The organism is Blastopirellula marina DSM 3645 (genome assembly GCF_000153105.1).
Lineage (GTDB): Bacteria > Planctomycetota > Planctomycetia > Pirellulales > Pirellulaceae > Blastopirellula > Blastopirellula marina.
The window spans coordinates 2,328,137-2,347,894 of sequence record NZ_CH672376.1; the positions used below are offsets into that span (position 1 = coordinate 2,328,137).

Here is a 19,758-nt window from a genome sequence, read left to right on the forward strand (position 1 = left end):
AATGGAAAAGCTAGTGTCGCTTTGCAAGCGACGCGGATTTCTCTTTCAATCCTCCGAAATCTATGGAGGAATCAACGGCTTCTGGGACTACGGCCCCTTGGGGGTCGAGCTGAAGCGGAACGTCAAAGAGGCCTGGTGGCGCGACATGGTCAGCGGGCACGACGATATCTCGACCATGCCGGGCGCTCCGCAGCCGTACGAGATGACCGGGCTCGACTGCACGATCATCATGCACCCGCAGGTCTGGAAGTGCTCGGGACATTACGATCTGTTCCATGACTACATGGTCGATTGTCGCCAGTCGAAAAAACGCTATCGCCATGATCAGGTGGTCGGCCGCTGGGTCGAAGCGAAGGGACAAAAGATCTTCGCGACCGCCGGATCGGATTCGGATCAGCCGGAAACCGACATCGAACGGAACGCGTTGAAGTTCTTCGGACTGCGCACCAAGCAGGCCGAACAGCTGGCGTGGGACGGTGCGATGGTTTCGCTGACCACGGTCGACGACTTCGCTCAAGTGTTAGGCCCCGACGCGAAAGAACTGGGCACGCTGACTGAGCCCCGCGAATACAACCTGATGTTCAAGACAACGGTTGGCGCGTTGGGGGGAGAAGAAAATTCGGCTTACCTGCGGCCGGAGACCGCTCAGGGGATCTTCGTCAACTTCAAGAACGTGGTCGATAGCTCGCGGGTGCGGATTCCCTTTGGAATCGCCCAGGTCGGCAAAAGCTTTCGCAACGAGATCACGCCGCGAAACTTTACGTTCCGCTCGCGCGAGTTTGAGCAGATGGAAATCGAGTTCTTCTGCCATCCCAGTTCGTCGGCCGATTGGTACACATACTGGCGCAATCGCCGTTTCCAATGGTATCTCGACATGGGCTTGGCCGGAGACAAGTTGCGTCTGCGCGAGCATCACAGCGACGAACTGAGTCACTATTCGACCGGAACGGCCGATATTGAGTACGCTTTTCCGTTCTTGCCGACCGGCGAGTATGGAGAGTTAGAAGGAATCGCGCATCGGGGAGATTTTGATCTCCGCAGCCACATGGAAGGGAAGCTCGATCCCAACAGCAACCCGTTGACGCTGGAACTGGATGCGAACGGCAAACCGAAGCATCGCGGCAGCGGCAAAGATCTCACCTACCGTGACGATCTGACCAACGAACGCTTTACGCCGCATGTGGTGGAGCCGTCCGCCGGCGCCGATCGGGCGACGTTGGCCTTTTTGTGCGAAGCCTACACCGAGGATGAAGCTCCCGATGAAAACGGGAAGCTGCAGTCGCGGTTGGTGATGAAGCTGCATCCGCGGATCGCACCGATCAAAGCGGCCGTGTTCCCGCTGGTCAAGAAAGACGGAATGCCTGAGATGTCGCAAGACATCTATCGCGCGCTCAAAAAGAAGTTCAACGTCTTTTACGACGAAAAAGGAGCGGTCGGACGTCGCTATCGCCGCCAGGACGAAGCCGGAACGCCGTTTTGCATCACCGTCGACGGTCAGTCGATCACCGACGGAACGGTCACCATTCGCCATCGCGACACGCTCGAACAATGGCGCGTGAAGCAAGACGATGTGGTCGCCGAGATCGATAAGCTGATCAGCGAATAAAAGGCCAAGCCAGAGTCGCCATCGCCGCGTTTTCGCGGCAATGGCGACTTAGCTATTTTCTCGTTGCAGCAATAGAACTAGGTCCCTTGTCGAACCACGACGCCGGTATCCGCCATAGCGGACGTGATGTGCGGATGAGGCGCGATCACGGGACGTCCGTTGGTGGACTTTGTCACCAGCTTCGAGATCTTGATGTCGGCCAGTTGTTGCCGCATCGCGGTCGTCACGTTGGCCAGCGCTTCTTTCAAGTTCTCTTGGAAAGACGAATCAACTTCGCTCTCGATGGGCAATCGCGAGTCCATCGGACCGTCGATCGCTTCAATGATTTCCAACAATGAAATCTGTTCGGCCGGACGTACCAAGGTATATCCGCCGTCGACTCCGCGGGTGCTACGCAAAATTCCATGCGTAACGAGGTTGCGCAAGACCTGTAGTAAAAACCGTTCCGGCATATCCCCCTTGGCGGCAAGCTTGCTGCAAGGAACCGGGCTCGAGGAATCGGTTTCAGCCAGTTGGAGTGTCGCTTGAAGTGCGTAAGCGACCGTTCGCGAAAGTTTCATGAGATTGCCCCTTTGAAGGGAGGTGGAATCTCCCCAGCGCATGATGAGAGGTAATTGACGATTGTTCCGCTTCCGTTTCGTAGCCAATGTGAGGGCATTGACCAGAACTTCTACGGGACAGGTGATAATTTACTATAAAATATCACAATGTCAATTAATTATGCTTACACTTCTTGTTGGGGCGGGTGGTCTTTACGCGATTGCGTCGGATTATCCCCCACAGGTGCTAAGAATGCGTGAATAAGCAGCAATGCGGCGCCACAAACTAAAAAACTGTCGGCGATATTAAAATTGGGCCAACGATAATTGTACGACCCGGCCGTCAGCAATATCCAATCCCGAACGGCCCCTTTGTCCCACTGGCCGAAGCCATGGTACATGCCGAGTCGATCATATAAGTTGCCGAAAATGCCTGCCGTGACGCTCCCCAAGGCGATCGTCAGCCAGAGATCGCTCGCCGCTTTGCGAACGAAGAGCCAATAGATGATTCCGACCGCCGCTAAGACAGAAAAGCCCGCGAAAATCGGCGTTCCCCCCTGCCCTAGCCCGAACAACGCGCCATGGTTCAGCGAGGTTTCAAACCCAACGTAGTTTTCCACGAGCCAATAGATGCGCAGCGGATGTGCCCCGGCTCGCTCGGTGAGCGGAAAATTGGCGTCGGCCTGAAATACCGCATGCTTGGTCCACAGGTCCAACAGGCACCCGGCGATCGCCAAAGTGAAGAAGATGACGTAGCGGCTGCGGGTGACGACCGGCGAAGCCGGCTGTGACGGGCTAGACACGTTCTCGCTGGTTGGCACAGTCAATGCAAAGCGGGGTGTAAGGAATCGCGTGAAGTCGCGGCTTTTTGATCCGTCCGCCGCATTCGACGCACGCACCATACACGCCGGACTCAATTCTGGCCAGTGCGTCTTGAATCAGGTGCAGCGTCCCCTCCTCAGCCGCCAGCATGTTGAGCGTAAACTCTTGTTCGTAATTGTCGCTGCCGATGTCCGCCATGTGGATCGGCATGCTCGACAGGTCGCCTGAGGCTTCGCTCCGCGTTTTGCGGAGCGCCGACTCGGTCAACTGCGAGACGTCGCCTCGTAGGCGTGCGCGTAACGTTTGCAGTACTACGCGAAATGGCTCGGCGTCCGCCGGCTTCATGCCGTTTTTTTTCGGATCCGCAGGGCTCGTGGGCATTGCCGTGGAACTCCGTCGATGTGGATGATAGACCCCTTATTCTAATGGGGGAGATTTTGCCGCGTCAATTTTTGAACCAACTTCGTCGTTTCCGCCTCTAACGTGGGCGGGATCTCGCCTTGATAGGCGTCGCATGCTCCAATAGACTGAGCATTCCGTTTTATGCACAAAAAGCCTTTCATAGTAAGTAATTAGCCACGTGGCCGACGCTCCCTCCGCCTATCAAAAATGCCTTTCGCCCGACTGTGGGAAAACCTACGACATCGGTCAGGTGCTGGTCGCCTGTCCGGCGTGCGGCGAACTGCTTGACGTCAAGTACGACTGGGACCAGGTGAAGCCCCCCAGCAGTTGGAAAGATATCGAAGCCAACTGGTCGCGCCGCGATAACCCGCTCAACTTTAGCGGCGTCTGGCGTTTTCGAAGTCTCTTCCCCTACGCGACCGACGCGCAGATCGTGACGCTGGGCGAAGGGCAAACGCTGCTGCAGCAAACCGATAAAGTGGGCGGCTACGTCGGGCTCGACTCGGGCAAGCTCCATCTGCAATACGAAGGGATGAACCCTTCCGGCAGTTTCAAAGACAACGGCATGACCGCCGCGTTTACGCACGCTCAAATCGTTGGCGCCAAGCGGGCCGCGTGTGCGTCGACCGGCAACACCAGCGCCTCGCTCGCGATGTATTGCTCAGTCACGCAACTGATGAAGGCGGTTATCTTTATCGGGTCCGGCAAGATCTCATACGGCAAGCTGTCACAGGCGCTTGACTATGGGGCGCTCACGCTGCAGATCGCCGGCGACTTTGATGACGCGATGGCCCGCGTGCGTGAAGTGACCAAAGACCTGGGCATCTACCTAGTCAACAGCGTCAATCCTTTTCGGCTCGAAGGTCAGAAGTCGGTGATGTTCCGCGTGTTGGAAGCGCTGCGCTGGGAACCGCCAGATTGGATCGTCGTACCCGGCGGAAACCTGGGCAACTCCAGCGCGTTTGGCAAAGCGTTCTCGGAGCTGAAAGAGCTGGGCCTGATCACGCGCATTCCGCGTCTGGCCGTGATCAACGCATCCGGCGCCGACACGCTGGACCAGCTTTACAATCAGCATGGGCTGCGCTGGAACGAAGGGCGTTTCGATCAAGATTTGATCAACAGTTACTACCGCAACATGGACGAAACCGGCGCCAAAGCGTCGACCTTGGCCAGTGCGATCGAGATCAATCGGCCCGTCAACCTGACGAAATGTCTGCGAGCGCTGCATGACTGCGACGGCGTCGTCCGTCAGGTCAGCGATCAAGAGATCATGGACGCGAAGAGTCAGGTTGGATCAGGCGGCATGGGCTGCGAGCCGGCCAGCGCCGCCAGTGTCGCCGGCGCCAAGATGCTCCGCGAAGAGGGTGTCATCGCTCCCAGCGATCGCGTCGTCTGCATCCTGACCGGGCATCTGCTGAAAGATCCCAACGCGACGGTCGCCTATCACACGACCGATCAAGACTACTTCAACCAAGTGCTCGGCAGCCGCGGAGTCAAACGGGCCGCGCACGCCAATCGCGCGGTCGCGGTCAAAAACGAGTTGGACGAGATTGTCCAAGCGATTCAGCTATACGGTTAATCATTCTGGCCAGCAATCAATTTGGGCTGCGGATATCTTTCCGCCCCAGCGGAGTTTAGAAGCATATGAGCGCACCGCGCGTGGTGATCAGCGGCGCTGCTGGTCGAATGGGACAGCGATTGATTGCGTTGGGACATCAAAACCCCGACATCCAACTGGTCGCCGCCTTAGAGCATGCAGGCCATCCCAAATTGGGCGAAGACGCTGGCGCGCTCGCCGGCGTGGGGCCGATCGGGTTGCCGCTGTCGTCCAAGTTGGAAGTTGAAGCCGATGCGCTGATCGACTTCTCGGTTCCGGCTGGCGCCGAGCGCGCGATCAATCTGTGCGTCGATCATAAGATCGCCCTGGTGATGGCGACGACCGGATTGACCGACGATCACAAAACGATGCTGCAGGCAGCTTCACAAAAGATCGCCATCGTCTGGGCGCCCAGCATGAGTCTGGCGGTCAACCTGACGATGAAGCTGACCGAGATCGCCGCCGCCGCGCTGAAGGATTATCCCGCCGGCGCCGATGTCGAAATCGTCGAGCGGCATCATCGCTTCAAAGAAGATTCACCCAGCGGAACGGCGCTCAAATTTGGCGAGATCGTCGCTGCACAGATGGGGCAAACCAAAGAAGCGCATGGTCGCGAAGGGCGTCCCGGTGAGCGGCCGCGTGACGAGATCGGCTATCACGCGATTCGCGTCGGCGACAACCCCGGCGAGCATACGATCATCTTTGGCCTCATGGGCGAAACGATCGAACTGACTGTCCGCGCGAGCAACCGAGATTGCTACGCCAACGGCGCGCTCAAAGCGGCGCAGTTCGTTTCCGGCAAACCGGCCGGGCTCTATACGATGTCGGATGTCCTAGGACTTTAGATGGCGAAGTGCGACGAAGGGTACAACTGTGAAGTCTGCGGCCGCCCGGTCGAGAAACTGACCGAGAGCGATCTCTATCTGCGCTACGTTATCGGGATGCTGGATCCGGAAGTGCTGCACACGACGCCGGAACGACACGTTCGCTGCAACCCAGTTTTGGCTCAGTTCATCGTGCATCCCAGCTTTGAACCGCTGACCGCCGCCGGTGATTTCGCCAAGTCGAATCTCGATCCGGCGTTTGTCGCTGAGCGAGAAGCATTGGCGACGCGCGGCTATGAACGCTTGCTGGAACTGGTGCAAGTAAATTTGCCAATCGTCGACTATCCTTTGCCCGAAGTGCGAGCCAAGCATGCGGAGGGCCGCGGAGAGTAAAATGCTCTGCGGTTTGCGCGCAGATTCTACAAGCAGCCGAGCGAAGGATCAGGCATAATGAACGATCGCACTTGGTCTTTCACATCTTCAGCTTCGTCGGAGGGTCGCTTGAACGCCCCCAATCCATTGCCGCGCCGTCAATTTGCCAGTGACAACTACGCAGGCGTCATTCCCGAAGTCTGGGAAGCGCTGGAGCATGCCCGGTTTGGACATGCGACGGCCTACGGCGAAGACCCCTGGACCGCACGCGCGTCGGATCTGTTGCGTGATTTCTTCGAGACCGACTGCGAAGTCTACTTCGTCTTCAACGGCACCGCGGCCAACTCGTTGGCGCTGGCCTCGCTGTGCAACTCTTACCACAGCGTCATTTGCCACGCTTTGGCTCACGTCGAAACGGACGAATGCGGCGCTCCCGAGTTTTTCTCCAACGGCACCAAAGTGCTGTTGGCCGAAGGCGCCAACGGCAAGATTGATCCAGCCGCGGTCGAGAACATCGTCAATCGTCGCAAAGACATCCACTATCCCAAGCCGCGCGTCCTGAGCGTCACCCAGGCGACCGAAATGGGAACCGTCTATCAGACCGACGAACTCGCGACGCTGTGCGATACGGCCAAGCGACATGATCTGCGGCTGCATTTGGACGGATCACGCCTGTCGAACGCGCTGGCCAGTTTGAACGGATCGCCAGCCGATCTGACCTGGCGACTCGGGATCGACGTGCTCTGCTTTGGCGGCACGAAGATCGGCATGCCGGTTGGCGAAGCGGTCGTCTTCTTCAACAAAGATTTGGCCCATGAATTTGAATATCGCTGCAAACAGGCGGGCCAACTCGCGTCAAAAATGCGGTTCCTCTCGGCTGCGTGGATCGGCTTGCTGGAAAGCGGCGCCTGGCTGAAGCATGCCCAAAACGCTAACGCGTGTGCGGCGACGCTGGCCAAAGGCGTCGAGTCGATCGCCGGCGTTTCGCTGATCGCTCCGGTCGAAGCGAACGCGTGCTTCGTGCAAATGCCCGAGAACGTCGCGACCGGCCTGCGCAACCGCGGCTGGAAGTTCTACACGTTCATCGGCAACGGCGGCGCGCGGTTCATGTGCTCGTGGGATACGTCGATGGAAGATGTAACCGCGCTGGTGGAGGATATCCGGGAGTTGTCTTCGTAACGCGACGCGCGAGTGAAGGGAGATCACTCTTCTCCCCACACAATCAGCCGCACGGCGTAAGCCGCGGTTTCTGACAGGAACTGATTGTCGACGGAAAGTCGAAAACAAAAAACCGCGGCTAACGCCGTGCGGCTGATGTCACTTCAGGCTACGAAGATTTCGCCGCCAGCGCGATCGCTCCATGCACTACTACTAACTCTCCTAGCGCTGCCGGCACGATCGCATAGCTGTCGGCCAGCGGGGGAAATACAAACCGCCGCACTTGAGCGCGTAGCGGCGTGAAGAAAAGTTGATCCCCCATCAACGAAACGCCGCCGCCAACCACGATGATTTGCGGCGCGATTAGCGTGATGACCTGGGCGATCGCCCAGCCGAGCGCTTGGGTTCCATGTTCCAAGATATCGCGAGCCAGTTCGTTCCCTTCGGCGGCGGCCTGGCCGAGGAGCTTGGCGGTCAGCAGATCGAGATCGTGATCGCAGCGAAGCAAGAGGTCGCGGGCAAACTCGTCGCTCGTTTGATCAGTGATCGGGCTGCGGTTACGAGCCGCCGAGAGCGAACGGGAGACGTCTCCCATCAGTCGCGACCGAGCTTCTGCGGCCAGTCCCCAGCCGCTGGCGATCGACTCGACGGTGATCTCTGGGCGATCGGCGTGAATGCCGGGGCGCAAGTGACCGATCTCAGCGATCGCGGGGCGATCGGCGCCAAACGGTTGGCCTTGATAGACGAAGCCGCCGCCGACGCCGGTGCCGACGGTGACATAGAAGACGCTGCCGGCGCCCTGCCCTGCTCCGTGCGCCGCTTCGGCCAAAGCGGCGGCGTCGCAGTCATTGCAAAGCGAGGTCGGCAAGTTGAACGTTTTTTGGCACCAATCGCCAAGTGGGAAGTTTTCCCAACCTTCGATCTGATGGCTCTTGGCGACGACGCCGGTTTGCGGATCGACCGGACCGCCGAAGCCGACGCCGATCGCTTGGGCGGCGTTCTTTTGCAGCAAGCGATGGCCGGCGGTTTCGATCTGATCCAGAATGCCGATCGCGCCGCGGTCAGGCTGCACGTCCATCCGCTCCAGCGCGATGGGGTCTTGGCCCGGCTGCCCTAGAGCAACTTGCAGTTTGGTTCCGCCGATCTCAATTCCGAGGAACATGCTGGGCCTCGTCTCCTCGGGGCGCTAAGGTTCTAGGCGGCGTATCGTCCGACGTGATTGATGCGGGCGAAGACGTCGTTCAAGACCCAGTGGAATAAGCAAAGGTGAATGCTCTCGACCATTCCCATGTCATCGGTCGGCACATGCAGACTGTGCTGCGCCAGTTCTTTCAGTTTTCCGCCGCTATAGCCGGTCAGACCAATCGTTTGCAGGCCATGACGATTCGCCCAGTCGACGGCGTTCAGAACGTTACCGCTGTTGCCGGATCCGCTGATGGCGATCACCACATCCCCTTCGCCGCCGTAGTTCATCAGCTGCTGCAGGAAGATTTGGTCATAGTGCAGGTCATTGCCGACGGCCATCAACCAGCCGGCGTTATCGGTCAGACTCAGCACTTTCAGGCGTTTGAGCGATTCATCTCCCAGGTCCTTTTCGTGCAGCGTGCTCTTGCCCAGATCTTCGGCCATGTGGCTGGCGGTCGTGCCTGAGCCGCCGTTGCCGAAGATGTAAACCCACTTTCCGTTTTCCCAGGCCTGGTAAATGAGGTCAGCCCAGTTTTGCAGTGCGGCCTGATCGACTTGGGCGATCTCTTGTTGCAGACGAGCGACGTAAGCGGACGAATCTAATTGGGCGCCAAGCATGACAGCGTTTACTCTAAATCTTCGCTGGGAGGATGATAAAAAATCGCAACCGGCAACATGATCAGCACGGTAAATGCGAACAAATAGCAGCGGGGTAAATGGAAATCGTTCAGGATTTTATCGAACAGACCATACAGCACGCCGGAGAGCAAGATCGCTACCCAATTGGCGCGGCTCATCTCGGCGATCACTTCCCCCTTTTGCGACAACGGGGCTTTGGCTTGCAGGTAAACCTGAATCGGCACCGAGAACATACCGGTGCAGGCTCCCAAGATGACCAAGACCGGCAGACTTCCCCAAAAGCCAAGCAAGTGTCCGTGAAATGGGCCCGGCAGCGCCAGCAGGGCCAATGACGCACTGATCCCCCAAGCGCCGATCTGCACGATGCGAAAGTCGATCCGGTTTTTCGACATCAGTCCGGCGATCATGCAGCCCAAGGCGATGCCGACGCCGATCAGTCCGTTCATGATGCTGGTTTGCGTATCGGAAAGCTCAAGCTGCACGACGCCTAGCGAGTTGACCGATTGCTGCACGACGCCGGCACAAAGCCAAAAAATGCATGACGCCAACAGCGCCTTGAACATCGCCGGCTGGGCGCGAAACAGGCGGATTGCACTCGGCGGAACGGTGCACGCGCCGATGGTCAATTTGGCGTACGGTTTGGCCGGCTTCGTCTTGCGTACTAGCAGTGACGTCAACGTGCCGATGACGGCGATCACGACGCAAATCGCCGAGCCAACCCACAGATTGCTGCTCGATTGAACGCTTACCGCGTCGGCGACCTCGGCGGCAGACGCGGTGACAACCGTGCTGGCGCCCCCCAATTGATCGCGCAACACGCCGGCCGCGACGGTGCCAAAGATGATCGCTAGAAACGTGGTCATCAGGAAGATGCCGTTCGCTTTCGGCAGATCATGTTCGTGCAGCGTCTCGGGCAAAATTCCGTATTTGGCGGGGCCGAAAAAGGTGCTTTGCCCCCCCATCAAAAAGAGGACGACAAACAACCCGGCGAAGCCGAACATGTCGAAGTACCAGAAGCCGATCACGCCTAGCAGCATCGCGACGATTTCGGCCGCTTTCGACAGCACGATCACCGTCGTCTTCGAGTATTTATCGGCCAAGTAACCGGCTGGGCCGGCCAACAATAAAAAGGGAAGCGAGAAGATGATCATCGCGATCCCTTGCAGGTCTTGCCCCTCGCCGTTGACGACCTGGTTGACCCCCATCAATAGCAGCAGCTGTTTGAAGACGTTGTCGTTGAACGCGCCAAAGAACTGCGTGACCGTCATTCCCCAAAAGCTGACGTCGCGCGTTAGCGGCGGCAGATGTGCAGGATCTCCGATTCGCAGCTCTGTCGTCGGCTGATCTACTTGTTCCAGCGGTTTATCCATGCGGGCATTATGGGGAAACCGGCCAAGTGGGTATAGGCGAGATGCGCAAGGAAAAAGCGTTCCGCTGCGGCAAGAACGCTTTTTTGTGATTGGAACTGTCGCGAGACCAGACTATTCGGGGGTTTCGGCCAGTTGGATCAGGCCCCCTTGTTCGGCCGCCATCACCCGAATTTCTTCGGTGATCTTCATCGAGCAATACTTCGGACCGCACATGCTGCAGAAGTGAGCGCTCTTGAAGGTGTCCTGCGGCAGCGTCTGATCGTGATACGCTTTGGCGGTCTCCGGATCAAGCGACAGACGGAACTGCTCGTTCCAGTCAAAGCCAAACCGAGCACGACTCAGCGCGTCGTCACGATCTTGGGCGCCGGGCCGCTTGCGAGCGACGTCGGCCGCGTGGGCCGAGATCTTGTAGGCGATCACCCCTTGCTTGACGTCTTCGTTCTCGGGCAAGCCCAAGTGCTCTTTCGGCGTCACATAGCACAGCATCGCAGCGCCGTGCCAACCGGCCATCGCGGCGCCGATGGCGCTGGTGATGTGGTCATAGCCGGGAGCAATGTCGGTCACCAACGGACCCAGCACATAGAACGGAGCGCCGTCGCAGATTTCCTGCTGACGTTCCATGTTCATTTGGATTTGGTCGAGCGGAATGTGACCCGGGCCTTCGACCATCACCTGCGTGCCGAGCTCGCGGCCTCGCATCGTGCATTCGCCCAGCACGTCCAACTCGGCGAACTGCGCTTCGTCGGAAGCGTCGGCGATCGAACCGGGACGCATGCCGTCTCCCAGACTCCAGGTAACGTCATACTCTCGCATGATGGCGCACAGATCGTCAAAGTGCGTCAGCAATGGGTTTTGCTTGCGGTGAGCCATCATCCATTTGGCGATCAACGAACCGCCGCGGCTGACGATGCCGGTCACGCGATGCGTCGAAAGATGGAGATGCTCGAGCTTGATGCCGCAGTGGACGGTCATGTAATCGACCCCCTGCTTGGCCTGATGTTCGACCATGTCCAGGAAGTGCTGCGGACGCATATCTTCGATCGTGCCGCCCAGCTCTTCCAACATCTGATAGATCGGCACGGTGCCGATCGGGACCGGGCTGCTGTCGATGATCTTCTTGCGGATGCTGTCGATATCTTTGCCGGTCGACAAATCCATCACCGTGTCGGCGCCAAAGTGGACCGCGGTGTGCAGCTTCGTCAGCTCGCTTTCGCTATCGCTGGTGACCGCCGAATTGCCGATGTTCGCGTTGATCTTGCAGGTCGTCGCCAGGCCGATGCCCATCGGCTCGAGCCGACCAGCCAAGTGGACTTTGTTCGCGGGGATCACCAAACGCCCGGTGGCGACCTCGTCACGAACTAGCTCGGCGCTGATATTTTCGCGCTTCGCCACGAACTCCATTTCGGGGGTGATATTGCCTGCACGGGCCTGAAGCAATTGCGTGGTCATCGTTACCCAATCCTTGCTGCGGCGCGCCTAGCGCCCTAATGTGAAGCCTAACTCGTTGAGTCGTAACCGGATGCAGCGTTACGACTTCGGTTGACAGTCCATCGTATCGGCCTAAGCCCGAAGGTGTCAATCTGGCGTAAGAGCGACGAACGGGGAGAATCGGCCGATTTTACAGAGTTTTCAGGTATTCGAGCACCGCTCGCTTTTCTTCCGGCGATAACTGATCGGGATAGTCGTGACCCGCGGCGCTTTTGCCAAACTTGCGCGTGTCAAAATAGGTACGCTTCTCGTCACGACGCGTCACGCCGGCCGGCATCGTCGAAAACTCTTCGACCGTCAAACCGCCGCGCTGTTGGTCATAGTCTCCGTTGGTGCGCCGCCAAACGGTCGGCCGCTCGGTCGGGTTCAGCATGTGCCACAGCGTGGGGACCGAGCCGTTGTGCAGATACGGCGGCGACGCCCAAACGCCAGCCAAATGGGGCGCGATGTAGCCGGGAGTGTCATCCGCTGATTTGACGCCGCGGTTGTAATCGTTGAACCAACTATCGCCGTAAACTTTGCGAGCGGCCGGCGAGAGCGCTTCGTAGCGGACCGGATCGGTGCCGATCTCGGCGATATCGATAACAACCGACGGGTACTTCTCGCCGGTTTCGTACTTCCCGTGACATTCGGCACAGGTCTTCTCAAACGCGATGCGCCCCTGCTCTGCTAATGGGCGATCGATTTCGTAGGGATACTTGGGCGCTTCCAGCGATTGCAGATAAGCGTAAACATGGTCGAAATCAGCCTGCCAACGGCGAAACTTCTCGGGACCATTCTCGCGGGCCAGCGCAAACTGCATCAGCCCCTTGCTGCTTTTCGGCGCGAAAGCGTCGCAGTAGAGGTAATCCTTGGCCGAGAAGCTCCACCAAGGGGGAGCATCCATATCGTGATGCTTGGTCGGCGGAAAACCGGCGCCGCGGTGGACGTTGAGATCGGCGTCGCGAAAGCTCATCAAGATGACGCCAAACATTACGGCGTTGGTCGTCCCGTTGGTTCCCCCCAGCGGAACCAACGCTGAGCCATAATCTGACGTGAGCAGCTGTTTGCCCAGCAGCATCTTGGCGATCCGAATATCATCGGCCAGCGTCTGCATCGCGTAGCGATGATTCGGAGCGCCCGGGATAACCTGCCCTGCAACTTCGCCGCCGTGACAGGTAAAGCAGTTGGGGGTCCAGTCGCCGTCGTCGCTGACGACATATTGCAGAGGCTTATCAGGATTGTCAGGCCGCGGCGTGAGTCCGTACCGCTCGTAAGCCAATTTGCGTCGCTGATCGGGCGAAGCTTTCTCGGCCAACTCCTTCAATTCTTTCGGCCAAACGCGCCAAGTATTGTCGAAGGTCTCCTGATCCCAATAAGGCGAGATCAGCGGCTTATCGACAATAACGCGGTAGCCCTTCTCCGGATCCCCTGCCGTAGCAAGCGAACCGCTGCACAGAATTAAAAACAATCCCAGGGGAATCAGACAAAACTTCATACCGGTAACCATAAGCGCAGACGATCTCCATCCTTCCGACCGCAAGAGAGCTGGAATTATAACCGACCGCAGTCCAGAAGGAAAAACAACGCCGCGAAGGCGCGTCCCCTAACGCCCGTTTCGAGCGCAAAACTGTGCGCCCTAATTCCCCCCCCCACTCTTCGTAGCCCGACGCGCGAGCGAGGGAAAACCGGCCGCTGTTTCGAATGAAGAAACCCGAATGTCGAATGAATTACCAAACCCCGAATGAAGAAACCGCCGCCCGCCAAAGAGTTCTCCCCTAGCCTTTCTAATTTCGACACTCTCCCAAGGTTGGACCGGACCGCCGCGTTTTTTTTATCCAACGGATCGACCCCATCCAACCATTGCCCGAGTGCGCAAGTCGAGGGAATGCGGCCTCGCTTGCAAATAAAGGAGACCTGCTGGGACCGGACAAGGTTGGACCGGACTGCCGCGTTTTTTTTATCCAACGGATCGACCCCATCCAACCATTGCCCGAGTGCGCAAGTCGAGGGAATATGGCCTCAATTGCAAATAACGGAGACCTGATGGGACCGGACAAGGTTGGACCGGACCGGACTGCCGCGTTTCTTTTATCCAACGGATCGACCCCATCCAACCGTTGCGCGAGTGCGCAAGCCGAGGGAATGCGGCCTCGCTTGCAAATAACGGAGGCCTGATGGGATCGGACAAGGTTGGACCGGACCGGACTGCGTTTTTTTTTGAGCCCGGCGATCTGGGTTATTCGACATTTGCCCGCTAGGGTAGACCATGCGTATCGGTCATCCAATCGGCCCCAAAATACCCATCCGCGCAGCAGTCCCCGCCGCGCCATCGATCCCAGACCGCTGCCAAATCTTCATCCCACAATCGACCCCAAAACCGTGCGCCTTGTCCAGAGACAATTTTGAGCGAGATTCCGACGGCGGCTGGCGCAACCATCCGTCCAATTTCTTCGGCCCGGCGGACCACCCCAAGATCGATCGCCAAGCATCCTTGGTCAGCTGTGGTGGAAAGAGAAGAGACTGGCTGAAAAAGGCCAATGTCACACCGATGAGGATGGAATTCGCCGTGGCCACCCTGCCGAGAAAATTTTCCACCTACTTTCTTGACGTTCACGCCAAGTTACCTCCCTGTGCGAAAAATTTTAGAATCTATTACCTTTTCCTGGTACAACTTTCGGATCGCTGCTTGAATAGTGAAGAGTGTCCTCGGCCCATTCTTTCGAGGAACCTGCAGCCGTTCTATCTGTCGTCATCCCTGTTATTTCGGGAAAAGAGTCCCCGGCCTGGAATCGGTGAATCATCTGTCCGATCCATCCCTATTTTCCTTGCGAGTTAATCCTTATCTCATCTCCTTGAAGGCAAACGCTTTTCAACCCTAAACCCCCTTCTGCTGAAAGGTCTCATGGCCATGCTTTCTCGTTCCTCGATTCGGCCTAATTCCGGTTTTACGCTTGTGGAACTGCTTGTCGTGATCGCGATTATCGGAGTGCTGATTGCTCTGCTTTTGCCAGCTGTCCAACAAGCACGAGAAGCGGCCCGGCGAAGTTCATGCACCAACCAAATGAAGCAACTGGGACTCGCGCTGCACAACTATCACGATACGTTCGGCGCGTTTCCTTACGGTTGCCGCTCTGGATCTTCCTTCGTGAGCTGGCATGTCCCGATTCTTCCTTTTATCGAACAACAAAACCTGTACGAACAATTCGACACGACGAAATCGTACGGTTCGTCGCCGAATGCGGCGCTGCGGGAAGTGAAGGTCGACGCCTATTTTTGCCCCAGCGGCACCGAAGAACGTGCCGATGACAATACCGATTTTTACACGGCGCACTATTACGGGGTGATGGGACCGACGGGGGATATCCCCGGAACCGCCAGTTCGACCTACCCGGAACAAGCCTCCGAGAATCCGAGCTTTGGCGGATTCTCGAAAGCCGGCATGTGGTTTATCGGGGAAGTCCGTCGACTTCGTGATGTGGTCGACGGGACCAGCAATACGCTCTTCCTAGGAGAAATGTCTTGGTCCGACCGTAACGGCAAGCAAACCAAATACCGCGAGTGGACCCGGGGCGGCAGAGATACCAGCGATGGCTGGATGATCCCCTGCAAGAATGTGGCGTTCCCGATCAACTCGGACCAAGTCAGCATCTTTAACGACATGAGCTTCGGCAGCAATCATCCAGGAGGTTGTCTCTTTACGCTGGGAGACGCCTCGGTTCGCTTTGTGCCTGAAACGGTCGACTTTGACACCTATCTTTCCACCGCCAGCATGAATGGGGGAGAAGTCTTCTCGTTGAATAACTAGCGATAACTTTGCCCACGCGTTTGGCATGCTTGGAGTTGGCCGCTGGTCACAAGATACTGTTAGTTTGGGTCTGAAGTCATCGAAACGTTTCCTTCAGATTCAAACCTGCACTTCGCAGGCTCTTGTCGACTTCGCCGATCCCGATTTGAAAATCTAGACCACCCGAGTAACACGTGAAACGGGCCCATTTTCAGCCGTCAACAGAGAGGGAGTGAAGCGTTCTCCTCTGCGCTGCTAAGCCGCATCGGTGCACGCGGCTCCGTTTGCTTATTCACATTTGTTTTCAACATGATCATCCCTTTGGAAGGGAATTAGCCCCAAAATGGTTCGCACGATTTCACTCGCCCCCGTCCTGCTCGTCCTGGCTGCTTTGGCCATGACCGGCTGTCAGCAACAACCCGACGGCTATCCGATTTCCGGCAATGTCACTTATCAGGGAAAGCCTGTGCCGCGAGGGACGCTGCTTTTGCGACCCGATTCGCAGAAAGGCAACTCTGGCCCCGGGGTCATGTTTGATATTGTGGATGGCGCCTACAAAACGACCCGCGAAAATCGAAGCGTCCATCAAGGGGGAGCTTACAAGGTGCAAATCCACGGTTTCGACGGCAACGCAAAACCCAACTCGGAACTTCCCCTGGGGCAGATGTTGTTCTCGAACTATTCCACTTCGGTCGAATTACCGAACGAAGAAGCCACAGGAATCGATTTCGAGGTGAAGAAGTAGCTTCTCAAAACGCCGCGCCAGGGGAGTCTCGTTCTGAATCGCCCGGCAGGCGGGACGTCCGTGGCAAACTTCATCCTCATCTGCGTGACACGGGCCTCTTTCCGCCAGTGTCTGTGGGCGGCGTGCGTACTTACAGCTCATCGTATTGTTCAATGGGCAGTTCCTGTAATTGATAGCGATCTACGAGGGCTGCTGGTACTTCCGAAATCGGATTCCGATCGGCTTTCAGGCATTCCAGGCAAATCTCTGTCAAAGCGGCGTCAAGCGGCAGAAGGTAGACGGTTGGCGCCCAGGTGATCAGATACCATTGGCCAGCTCGGCGGGAGATGCGGAAGCTGTTGCCGTGTAGGCGGCCCTTGGTGCGGCCGGAGACCAGCACGATCTAGACTCCGCCGGCTTCGTTGGGATGGAAGACGGTGAAGTAGCCTGCTTCCTCGACCGCTTGTTGGATCTCGGCATCGTCTTCTTTTCGCCTCTGGTCGGCCTCGACAAGGGCCGGCGACGCCGGCGGGCGCATCGGTTTCGGCGGATGTCGGATCTCTAACGTTAACCGATTCTTGTCTGTGTTATTCTGAAAACATCAAAACCGCCAACTTCGGTCCCCGCTTTCCACAGGAACCCCGATGCGAACTTTACCGACGACCTGTTTTACGATCCTGGCGCTATTGGCGATCGCCGGTCCGACGTTTGCCGCCGATCAGCCGGAAGAATCCCTGGCCGATGTCCAGAAAGCGATCGCCGCCGAAAAGGGAGTGCTAATCGACGTGCGCGAAAAAGCGGAGTGGGACCGAGGGCACATCGCAGGCGCGCGGCTCTTTCCATTAAGTCAGTTGCAGGAAGACATCGAGCAAGCCGCAGGAAAAGCGATCCCAACTTTGCCCAAAGACAAGATTATCTACACGCACTGTGCTTTCGGATCACGCGCGGCGACCGCGGCGAAATTGCTGGAGAAGCAGGGTTACAAAGTGCGAGCGCTGAAGCCGGGATATGAGGAACTGGTCAAAGGGGGTTTTTCGAAAGCGAAGGAGTAACCGACAACGTGCAAAATAATTGGGTAAAGTGAGTGGAGCAAGCGAAATAAAGTCCGCCATTCTCGATCAATGTTACTCGCGTACGGGCTCCACCGCTCGTTGCTTGTAGAGCTGCATGTTCGGCCAATCGCTCAGACGATCGACCACCAAAGGAAGCATTCAAGCTCATTCCCAAGGCGGTCGAAGCGGGGGCAGTTTGTCAGCGGACAAAATGAGGAATTAGACGCCCTTTTGAGTCTTTGAATTGTTTCACAAGCAAGGATCGCGTGACTAGGCGCGAATTACGCTGGAAGGAATAGGCATACCATTGGCGTCCAGCGTGTAGGCATAGGCTTCTTTCATGTTGGCTTTCCCGCTATCGGTGTAAACGAGAAACCTTTCGCCATCTGTTCGTGTCTTCACGATTCCGAATGCCGCTCTGCTGAATCCAAAGAAGTCGCCACGCTTTGTCGCCTTGGCCGGATCGGTGAGTTGGGACCAACCCTCGACTTGAAAGAATGCAACCAGTTCGGTAACGAAGACAAGGGGCTCGGCAACCCGTGAGTACTTGCCGAGACTGCCCATCAACGTTGCACGGGGATGGATGTACTCTTTCCTTGCCGATTCATCGCCACTCGAAACGACGCTCACGATTGGCGACACCATTTGAAAAAATGCACCTGAAAAATCGGCGGATCCATGATGCGGCACTTTGAATACCTCGGAACGCAGATTGATCTCACCTTGCTGGTGACGTTGGGCGAGTATGCGACTCGCCTCATCGTTCAAATCGCCGGTAAATAAATAGCTGAATCCGCCGTATCGCAATCGAAATACGATCGAATGACCATTGATCGTGTGGCTTGCATCCAGTCCATTGAAGTCACTCTCGTCGAGACTGAGCGACTCGTGCCCGATCCGCGGACCTTTGGGAGGCTTTCCGAGAAACTTCAGCCCGGTTGTCGATCCCTTGGTGGTTAACAAAGGGCCCAACACTTGTATTTCAAGATCCTGCGCCTTGAAAAAGTCAAATGCGTCATCGTCGCCAAAAGAGAGATGACGAAACTCAATGGGACTTCGTCCATTCCAATTGGTCAGTGCATCCTTCCATGCCTTAAACGGCTGATTCATTTCAGTGTCAGGCACAGAAAGCAAATCGTCTACGAGTCCCGTCAGTATCGTTTCGTCTCCGACTTTCTTCGTCGGGCCGAGTAACTCTTTGTCAGGCGTTTTCTTTCCGTTCTTGGTGCTTGGACGTTTAACGAGGCCATTGTGGTAAACGCGTTCGGGGGCAATAAATAGTCGCTTCTTGGGTTCTTTGTGCGTTTCCGATTCGTGGATTTCGACGAGGCCCTTGTAATGATCCGCGTCCCCATGCGTCACTAGAATGCAGTCAATCTTCTTCGCCTTGGCGGCCGTGCTGCTGCGAAACCGTGCAGCCAAGTATCGCGCGAAGAGTTGATTGTCGCCGCCATCAATGAGAATGATCTTGCCGTCCGGCGATTCAATCACAGCCCCATCTCCTTGCTGCACATCGACGAAATTTACCTTCAAGACACGATTCTGTTTGCTGGGAATAATCAGATCGGCCGGTTTCAGTTTGGACGACTTGGTAGGAGTGATAAATGCTTCCGTTTTGACGGGCAAGATGCTGCCGTCTGAATGAGTCTCAAACTTTACCGTCTTGATTTTGACATGGACGCTCGAAACCTCTTCGACGTCGACATGATCGCCCCATGCCATCGTATGGAGGAATCCTTTTCGATTCGGAGCCGCAAATACATCTGCCAAATCGACGTTGATTACCGCTTTGGTCGCCATGCGAACGCCTTTCAGATACTGGAGATGAAATAGTCCTAGCTTCTATACCGTCAATCAAGATTCGATGCTGTCTGGGAAGTTATCAAGGCTCGGAATCCATCGTGGTCGAACCAATGGAAATTAGTCTTTCGGTGGTTGGGGCGGATCGCCGTCCTTTGCTTTTGCATCGACAAAAACAGGACGCTGACCAACCGGCAAGTTTATCCCCAGATGGGCCAACGAAGCGAACAGCACGCCGGAGAAAAAGACTTCGTCCAGATTGCCGACGAAGGGGAGATTGTCGGGAATCTCAAAGATGCCCATCGTGATGTTCGAGAGATAGATGACCGAAACGATCACCCCAGCAATGGCTGTAGATATGGAAGCATAACTCCGATCATTGGCCATGGGGCGACTCCGCTTTTGGTGCGATTG

Annotated in this window: 21 protein-coding genes; 8 read left to right on the forward strand and 13 right to left on the reverse strand. The window is 56.9% G+C overall.

Annotated features, from left to right (window positions below; all coding sequences use genetic code 11):
- Position 1: 1 nt before the first annotated feature.
- Positions 2-1,606: a glycine--tRNA ligase gene (locus DSM3645_RS11375; protein WP_040352438.1), complete on the forward strand. Its 1,605-nt coding sequence runs from the start codon at positions 2-4 to the stop codon at positions 1,604-1,606.
- 77 nt (positions 1,607-1,683) lie between these two features.
- Here DSM3645_RS11375 and DSM3645_RS11380 read toward each other — a convergent pair whose 3' ends face one another.
- From DSM3645_RS11380 to DSM3645_RS11390, 3 genes are all read right to left on the reverse strand, one after another.
- Positions 1,684-2,166: an RrF2 family transcriptional regulator gene (locus DSM3645_RS11380; protein WP_002652310.1), complete on the reverse strand. Its 483-nt coding sequence runs from the start codon at positions 2,164-2,166 to the stop codon at positions 1,684-1,686.
- A 164-nt stretch (positions 2,167-2,330) separates the two neighbouring features.
- A complete protein-coding gene (locus tag DSM3645_RS11385; protein ID WP_002652311.1) occupies positions 2,331-2,948 on the reverse strand; it encodes a signal peptidase II in 618 nt (205 codons plus the stop codon).
- Entirely contained in the window at positions 2,941-3,348 is a 408-nt protein-coding gene (locus DSM3645_RS11390; RefSeq protein WP_002652312.1) for a TraR/DksA family transcriptional regulator, read from the reverse strand. Before DSM3645_RS11390 ends, DSM3645_RS11385 begins: the two co-directional genes overlap by 8 nt.
- Before the next feature lie 199 nt (positions 3,349-3,547).
- Between DSM3645_RS11390 and thrC the strand changes: the two genes are divergently transcribed.
- The 4 genes from thrC to DSM3645_RS11410 all read left to right on the forward strand — a co-directional run bounded on the left by thrC (position 3,548) and on the right by DSM3645_RS11410 (position 7,341).
- On the forward strand, positions 3,548-4,948 hold the full coding sequence (gene thrC / locus DSM3645_RS11395) for a threonine synthase (RefSeq protein ID WP_002652313.1): 1,401 nt from the start codon (positions 3,548-3,550) through the stop codon (positions 4,946-4,948).
- 65 nt (positions 4,949-5,013) lie between these two features.
- Positions 5,014-5,811 (forward strand): 4-hydroxy-tetrahydrodipicolinate reductase, encoded by a 798-nt coding sequence (gene dapB, locus DSM3645_RS11400; RefSeq protein WP_002652314.1) that lies wholly within the window; start codon positions 5,014-5,016, stop codon positions 5,809-5,811.
- The gene (locus DSM3645_RS11405) at positions 5,812-6,183 is read left to right on the forward strand and encodes a hypothetical protein (RefSeq protein ID WP_002652315.1); all 372 of its coding nucleotides are present in this window, start codon (positions 5,812-5,814) and stop codon (positions 6,181-6,183) included. It abuts the gene before it with no gap.
- 57 nt (positions 6,184-6,240) lie between these two features.
- The gene (locus DSM3645_RS11410; protein ID WP_081444797.1) at positions 6,241-7,341 is read left to right on the forward strand and encodes a threonine aldolase family protein; all 1,101 of its coding nucleotides are present in this window, start codon (positions 6,241-6,243) and stop codon (positions 7,339-7,341) included.
- A 148-nt stretch (positions 7,342-7,489) separates the two neighbouring features.
- Here the strand turns inward: DSM3645_RS11410 and DSM3645_RS11415 are convergent, their stop codons facing one another.
- The 6 genes from DSM3645_RS11415 to DSM3645_RS11445 all read right to left on the reverse strand — a co-directional run bounded on the left by DSM3645_RS11415 (position 7,490) and on the right by DSM3645_RS11445 (position 14,579).
- Positions 7,490-8,482, reverse strand: a complete 993-nt coding sequence (locus DSM3645_RS11415) for an ROK family protein (protein ID WP_002652317.1) — start codon at positions 8,480-8,482, stop codon at positions 7,490-7,492.
- Positions 8,483-8,514: 32 nt separating this feature from the next.
- Positions 8,515-9,123, reverse strand: coding sequence for a D-sedoheptulose-7-phosphate isomerase (locus tag DSM3645_RS11420; RefSeq protein ID WP_002652318.1), 609 nt, complete (start codon positions 9,121-9,123; stop codon positions 8,515-8,517).
- 8 nt (positions 9,124-9,131) lie between these two features.
- A complete protein-coding gene (locus tag DSM3645_RS11425) occupies positions 9,132-10,514 on the reverse strand; it encodes an MFS transporter (RefSeq protein ID WP_002652319.1) in 1,383 nt (460 codons plus the stop codon).
- 111 nt (positions 10,515-10,625) lie between these two features.
- Positions 10,626-11,963, reverse strand: a complete 1,338-nt coding sequence (thiC, locus tag DSM3645_RS11430) for a phosphomethylpyrimidine synthase ThiC (protein ID WP_002652320.1) — start codon at positions 11,961-11,963, stop codon at positions 10,626-10,628.
- A 169-nt stretch (positions 11,964-12,132) separates the two neighbouring features.
- Positions 12,133-13,479: a c-type cytochrome gene (locus DSM3645_RS11435; protein WP_002652321.1), complete on the reverse strand. Its 1,347-nt coding sequence runs from the start codon at positions 13,477-13,479 to the stop codon at positions 12,133-12,135.
- 782 nt (positions 13,480-14,261) lie between these two features.
- Positions 14,262-14,579, reverse strand: a complete 318-nt coding sequence (locus tag DSM3645_RS11445) for a hypothetical protein (protein ID WP_040351785.1) — start codon at positions 14,577-14,579, stop codon at positions 14,262-14,264.
- Positions 14,580-14,886: 307 nt separating this feature from the next.
- Here DSM3645_RS11445 and DSM3645_RS11450 point away from each other — a divergent pair, with 307 nt between their 5' ends.
- Positions 14,887-15,789, forward strand: a complete 903-nt coding sequence (locus tag DSM3645_RS11450; protein ID WP_040351786.1) for a DUF1559 domain-containing protein — start codon at positions 14,887-14,889, stop codon at positions 15,787-15,789.
- Positions 15,790-16,111: 322 nt separating this feature from the next.
- Positions 16,112-16,513 (forward strand): hypothetical protein, encoded by a 402-nt coding sequence (locus DSM3645_RS11455; protein ID WP_002652325.1) that lies wholly within the window; start codon positions 16,112-16,114, stop codon positions 16,511-16,513.
- Positions 16,514-16,643: 130 nt separating this feature from the next.
- Here the strand turns inward: DSM3645_RS11455 and DSM3645_RS11460 are convergent, their stop codons facing one another.
- Complete coding sequence (locus DSM3645_RS11460; RefSeq protein ID WP_002652326.1) at positions 16,644-16,892, reverse strand: hypothetical protein; 249 nt, start codon at positions 16,890-16,892, stop codon at positions 16,644-16,646.
- A 3-nt stretch (positions 16,893-16,895) separates the two neighbouring features.
- A complete protein-coding gene (locus tag DSM3645_RS31635; protein ID WP_002652327.1) occupies positions 16,896-17,030 on the reverse strand; it encodes a hypothetical protein in 135 nt (44 codons plus the stop codon).
- 106 nt (positions 17,031-17,136) lie between these two features.
- Here DSM3645_RS31635 and DSM3645_RS11465 point away from each other — a divergent pair, with 106 nt between their 5' ends.
- Positions 17,137-17,544 (forward strand): rhodanese-like domain-containing protein, encoded by a 408-nt coding sequence (locus tag DSM3645_RS11465; RefSeq protein ID WP_002652328.1) that lies wholly within the window; start codon positions 17,137-17,139, stop codon positions 17,542-17,544.
- A 270-nt stretch (positions 17,545-17,814) separates the two neighbouring features.
- Here DSM3645_RS11465 and DSM3645_RS11470 read toward each other — a convergent pair whose 3' ends face one another.
- Positions 17,815-19,344, reverse strand: a complete 1,530-nt coding sequence (locus tag DSM3645_RS11470) for a ComEC/Rec2 family competence protein (protein WP_002652330.1) — start codon at positions 19,342-19,344, stop codon at positions 17,815-17,817.
- A gap of 120 nt (positions 19,345-19,464) precedes the next feature.
- Positions 19,465-19,731, reverse strand: coding sequence for a hypothetical protein (locus DSM3645_RS11475; protein ID WP_202594932.1), 267 nt, complete (start codon positions 19,729-19,731; stop codon positions 19,465-19,467).
- Positions 19,732-19,758 lie beyond the last annotated feature (27 nt).